The organism is Kitasatospora sp. MBT63, assembly GCF_000710465.2.
Lineage (GTDB): Bacteria > Actinomycetota > Actinomycetes > Streptomycetales > Streptomycetaceae > Kitasatospora.
This window is the reverse complement of the sequence record NZ_JAIZ01000471.1, coordinates 2393-7520: the sequence shown is the minus strand read 5'-3', so window position 1 is coordinate 7520 and position 5128 is coordinate 2393. Positions and strand designations below refer to the sequence as shown.

General features: G+C 73.2%; 4 protein-coding genes. 2 read left to right on the top strand and 2 right to left on the bottom strand.

Translation table 11 applies throughout. From position 1 onward, the window contains the following. On the top strand, positions 1–912 hold a 912-nt coding region (locus tag AA75_RS49770; RefSeq protein WP_033822628.1), incomplete at its 5' end, for a hypothetical protein. A gap of 108 nt (positions 913–1020) precedes the next feature. Here AA75_RS49770 and AA75_RS25715 read toward each other — a convergent pair. Continuing rightward, positions 1021–1344: a hypothetical protein gene (locus tag AA75_RS25715; protein WP_033822627.1), complete on the bottom strand. Its 324-nt coding sequence runs from the start codon at positions 1342–1344 to the stop codon at positions 1021–1023. Between the two features lie 601 nt (positions 1345–1945). Between AA75_RS25715 and AA75_RS25710 the strand changes: the two genes are divergently transcribed. Then, a complete protein-coding gene (locus tag AA75_RS25710; protein WP_033822626.1) occupies positions 1946–3226 on the top strand; it encodes an ATP-binding protein in 1281 nt (426 codons plus the stop codon). 165 nt (positions 3227–3391) lie between these two features. On the opposite strand, the gene AA75_RS52415 is transcribed toward AA75_RS25710, so the two are convergent. Further along, on the bottom strand, positions 3392–3763 hold the full coding sequence (locus AA75_RS52415; protein ID WP_051813355.1) for a M12 family metallopeptidase: 372 nt from the start codon (positions 3761–3763) through the stop codon (positions 3392–3394). Positions 3764–5128 lie beyond the last annotated feature (1365 nt).

Below are 5128 nucleotides of genomic sequence, written 5' to 3'. Positions count from 1 at the left end.
GGCGGTTCGGCCGGCGGCGGGGGCGGCGGGGGCGCCTCCGGCGGGTATGTCACCTGCACCGCCTTCGTCGACCCGGGGACCGTCCTGCGGATCACGGTGGGGCGGGGCGGTACGGGCGGCCGCGGGGGTGCGGCCGGCGAGGGCGGCGGTGATCCCGACGACGGCGGCAGCCTGGGCGGTGGCACCGCCTGGGGCGGCGGCACGGACGGCACGCGCGGCAGTGACGGACGGACGGCCACCGCGGGCGCCGACGGCACCTACACCTTCATCATGGATCCCCGCCTTCCGGGCGGGCCGCTCTACTACCTGCCGGGGCCGGCCGAGTTCCTGACCCTCGTGGACGGCGGCCGCGGCGGCGCTCCCGGCACCGCCGGCCACGCCGGACAGCCCGGCCGGGGCGGCGACAACGGCACCACCAGCAACGGCGCTCCCGGAGGCGGCGGCGCCGGGAGCAGCAGCCCCGGCAAGGGAGGCACCGGCGGACTGTGGCACGGCAAGTCGGTCTGCGGCTACAAGGAGGCGCAGCCCACGAAGGCCCCGGGCCTTGACGGCAGGAGCGGCGGAGCCGGCCGGGACGGAGCCGCGGGCAAGGGACGCAAGCCCGGTGCCGGAGGCCTGCGCGGGGAGCACGGCCCCGCCGGGCAGGGCGGCGCGGCCCAGCACGGCGCCGGAGGCAACGGCGGGCCGGGCGGAGCCGGAGGCTCGGGCGGTGAAGGCGGCAAGGGTGGCATCTTCGACAGCAACGCGGGCAACGCCGGTGACCCCTGGAACAAGGTCCGCCCCGGCGGCGACGGCACCTTCGGCGACAGGCCCGTCGCCGGAGCGGACGGTGCGAACGGAACCGACGGGGCCGTCACCATCACCTGGCGGCCGAATCAGCTCTGCCCGCCGCACATGCTGTGCCTGCCCTGACGGACGCCGCGCAGTGCTCGCACCACGGTAGGGGCGGGCGGGAACGGGCGGTGCAGGGGCCGCTCGCACCCGGGGGTTCGCCACCGGCCCGCCCGCCACCCGCAGGCGTCAGGTCGGCGGCTCCGCACACCCGCGGGCGGCCCTCCTCGCGCGCAGGCGGCGCCGAAAGGTGACGAACCAGCCGATGCCGAACACACCGGCCACCACCGGAAGTCCGAGGAGAACGGGACGTCGGGCGGCCCACGACCAGCCAGGTTCGAGGGAGACGTCCAGTGCCAGCGCCAGGCAGACGGCCACGAACAGCGGTCCGTAGCCGAAGATCTGCCACTTCTCCCAGCGCGACCCCTCGCCCCTGTCCCGGGTGATGAGGCCGATCAGCATGTCCGCCGCGAACAGGACGAACAGCAGGGCAGCGAGCACGTAGAAGACCATGCCCGCAGTATCCCCGGCCCCAGGTCCCCTGTCGGGCACTCCCCGAAAACCATCGGCGGCGGGCCACCGGGCAGCGGGACCCGACGCGAGAACTGGACCACGCCCGTAGAGCCCCGGCCAGGCGGCAGCACCACGCCGTCCTCCCGCGGCTGCTGTTCGTCCTGGCCGACACCGGCGAGCAGGCCGCCCGCCAGCGGACGTGACCATCCGCGATCTCCAGGCCTCGCAGACGGCCACCCGCCGATCGCCCGGATGCTCATGCGCGTGAAGGCCGGCGCCCCCGCCTGGCCGACCCGAGGGACGGGACCACCGCTGCGCCGAGGGACGGGAGGGGACGGTGCGCCCCGACGGCTGCTCCACTGCTACGCCCCCGGCCCGCAGGTGTCGGGGCACGGTGCGGCTGTGGGCGTTCGTGGAGGCCGACCGCGGTACGACTGGCGCCGAGCGGCCGGCATCCAGGCTCAGGGCCTACGCCCGCCAATGGTCGACGAAGACGCTCCCCGCCGGGATGCGGGCCGGCCCCGGCGCCGGTCGTGGGGTCCGAGAGGAGGCGTTGCGGCCGGTGGCAGGCACACCATGGTTCCAGGACGAGGAGGCGGTCATGTCGGTGTGGCGCTTGCGGGACTTCCATGATGACGACCTGGACCAGGCGATCCGGTTGTGGGACCAGGGTCTGCAGGCCGACCTGTCCGTTGCCGTGTTCCCGGTCTCCGAGGTCGTGTCGGCCGCCCGTGCGGGCCAGCCCGCGGTGGTCGCGGTGGTGGACGGGGAACTGGTCGGGATGGCCGTGGCCCGCGTCGAGGGCGAGCGTGGCTGGATCTTGATCACGGCCCTGTCCGGTGCGTGGCGCAACCGCGGACTGGGCAGTGCCCTGATCGCCCAGGTCGAGTGGCAGCTGCGCGATCGCGGAGTACGCAGGATCAGCGCGGTCCTCACCCCAGGCTCGAGCGGGACCACCGCGTTGGAGAACTCCGGCTACCGCCGCCTGGACGGTCTGGTCTACTACGAGAAACTGGAGCCCGCCGGGGCGCAGGACGCGGGACTGCTCGCCCAGCTCGGCGGCCGGGTCCTGCCGCGCGGCCTGTGGGAGCAGCTGGCGGGCATGTTCGAGGCCAAGGACACCATCGAGAAACGCATCGTTCTGCCGCTCGCCGAGCCGGAGGTCGCCGAGCGTTACGGCGTCCGCCCCCCGAAGGCGGTCGTCCTGTTCGGGCCGCCCGGCACCGGCAAGACCACCTTCGCCAAGGCGATCGCCTCCCGCCTCGGCTGGCCGTTCGTGGAACTCTTCCCCTCCCGTCTGGCCGCCGATTCCGACGGGGCACTCGCCGCCTCGTTGCGCGACGCGTTCGCGGACCTGGCCGAGCTGGACAGCGTCCTGTTGTTCATCGACGAGGTCGAGGAGATCGCAGCCGCCCGCTCCGGCCACGCGGTCGACCCCGGACACGGCGTCACCAACGAACTCCTCAAACTCATCCCCGCGTTCCGCGACCACGACAACCGGCTGCTCGTCTGCGCCACCAACTCCCTGCGCACCCTGGACCCGGCGTTCCTGCGCCCGGGCAGGTTCGACTACATCATCCCGGTCGGCCCGCCCGACCCCGCTGCCCGCGAGGCGATCTGGCGCCGCTACCTCGGCCCCACCGCCCCGGTCATCGAGGTCGGCCAACTGGTCACCGCCAGCGAGATGTTCACCCCCGCCGACATCGAGTACGCCGCCCGCAAAGGCGCCCAACACGCCTTCGAACGCGAAATCACACACCGCACCGGGACCCCGGCCACCACCGACGACTTCCTCGCCGCGATCGCCGACACCCGCCCCACCCTCACCCCGAAGGCCCTGGACGACTTCCAGGAGGACATCGAGCACCACACCCGGACCTGATCACCGCCCGGCCTCCCGCGCCGTTCCCCGTGATGCTCACGGGGATCTCGCGGACCGGTGCCAGGGTGACGCCGGTATGGAAGACGTCGCCCCGGGTCAGGTCCGGGCGGACGTGCGCCGAGCCGGCGCTGCAGTGCCGGCGGTGGGGCGGGCGCGGCGCGGCCGCTACCGGTACATGGCGGCGACGGCCTGGATGTCACCCTCCGACAGGCCCTCGCGCTGGCCCATCACGGTACCGGGGGGAAGCGGCTTGAGCGGCGTGATCGTGTCCGCGCCGTTGCCGGAGAACGCCTTCGGCCCGTAGTGCATGATCGACCCGAAGTCGTAGGCGGTGTCGAAGGTGCCGTCGTCGCGCTTGGCGAAGTTGTGCCGCGAGGACTCCTTCACGGGTGTGAGGTCGATCTTGACGTTGCTGTCGCGGTCGGGCCGGGACTGCTCGTGCCACAGACCCACCGCGTGGCCGACCTCGTGGATGATGCTGCCGGTCGTGCACCAGGTGGGGATGTTGACGGCCTGCTCGCCGCCGATCCGCCCCACGTACGAGTTGCAGCTGCTCGCGTGGGCCGGAAGGACACGTAATCCGGGTAGAACCTGGCGTTGTCCGCCGTGCGGGCGACGAAGACCACGGGCGTCCGCGAACTCCAGTGCGCCATCGCCGCCCTGACCTCCTCCGACTTGTCGGCGGCCAGCGCCGGGTCGATCTCGTAGGGGATCACGGCCCGCTTCCACCGGTAACCGGTGTTGCTCCGCCCCAGCGAACGGCCCTCACGACCGACGTCGAACCCCTCCTCGGCGACCGGCTCCTCGTCGCCGGCCAGCGTGACGGACGCCCAGCCGACGGCCGGGTCGGTGAACTCGGCGCCGCCCTCGCTGCGCACCACATCGAGGGTGACGCTGCGGGTCAGCCCGTCGCAGACGACCTGGTCGGTCGTGGCGTTCCCGGCCGCCTCCAGGCCGTCGGCGCGCTCCTGCTCGAAGGCGACGGTCAGTGCGGTCCCGGAGTCCTCCACACAGCTGTAGGACACCCGCGCCCGAACCGAATCCGGGCCCAGGTAGGCCAGGGCGTCGAGCGCGACGACACCGAACTGCCCGGGCTCGGACACGGGCTCGGGCTCGGCGGCGCCGGCCGCCGGGCCGAACGGCCCGGCGAGCACACCGAGGAACAGGACACAGACGGCGCCCGGGTGAAGGGGCGGCGGACGGCCACGCGAAGTCATCCTTCCGGTCGGTGTACACAGGCACGGCAAGCCAGGGAAACCGACCGACCGGCCGTCACGGAGAGCACAATCGGTAACTCATTGTGCGTCCGGTGATGACGGATCACGAACCTCGACACGGCACCCCCGCCCGACCCGGACGAACCCAGCCAGCCGCCCCCGGCAGCTGAAACCCCGACAATGCGAAGGCCCTGACCCCGAGGGGACCAGGGCCTACCGCCGGGCCGGCGCCTCGGCTCAGGCGCCATCGCCCACCCTCGCTCCCGGCCTCCACTACAGGAAGCACACGCCCAGAACAGCGCCCGGCCAGGGCGCGCAGAGCGGCCAGACAGATCGAGACGCCGACGGCGCCGCAGGTGACCAGGAGAACCGGCACGGACCGGCCCTGTTCACCCGAGCAGTGCCACAGGTGACGGGCCGCAGGATCGCCCCTGCCGGGAACGGCAAGGCGGGCACCGGCCGCGCCGCCGTCCGACACTCCTTGAGCCCACCCAGCGGACGATCAGCAGCGCGGGCGCGCGCAGGGCGAGGACGTCGTCCGGTCCGCCTGGTCGTGTCGTTGCGGGTCCTGGACAAGCTGGACCGGCAGGTGCGGCACCGGACGGCGGTGAAGAAGATCGCCATCACGATCCGCTACCTGGATCGTGTCCTGGCCCCGGGTCGGTTCTTGTGTACCTGCGTGTGG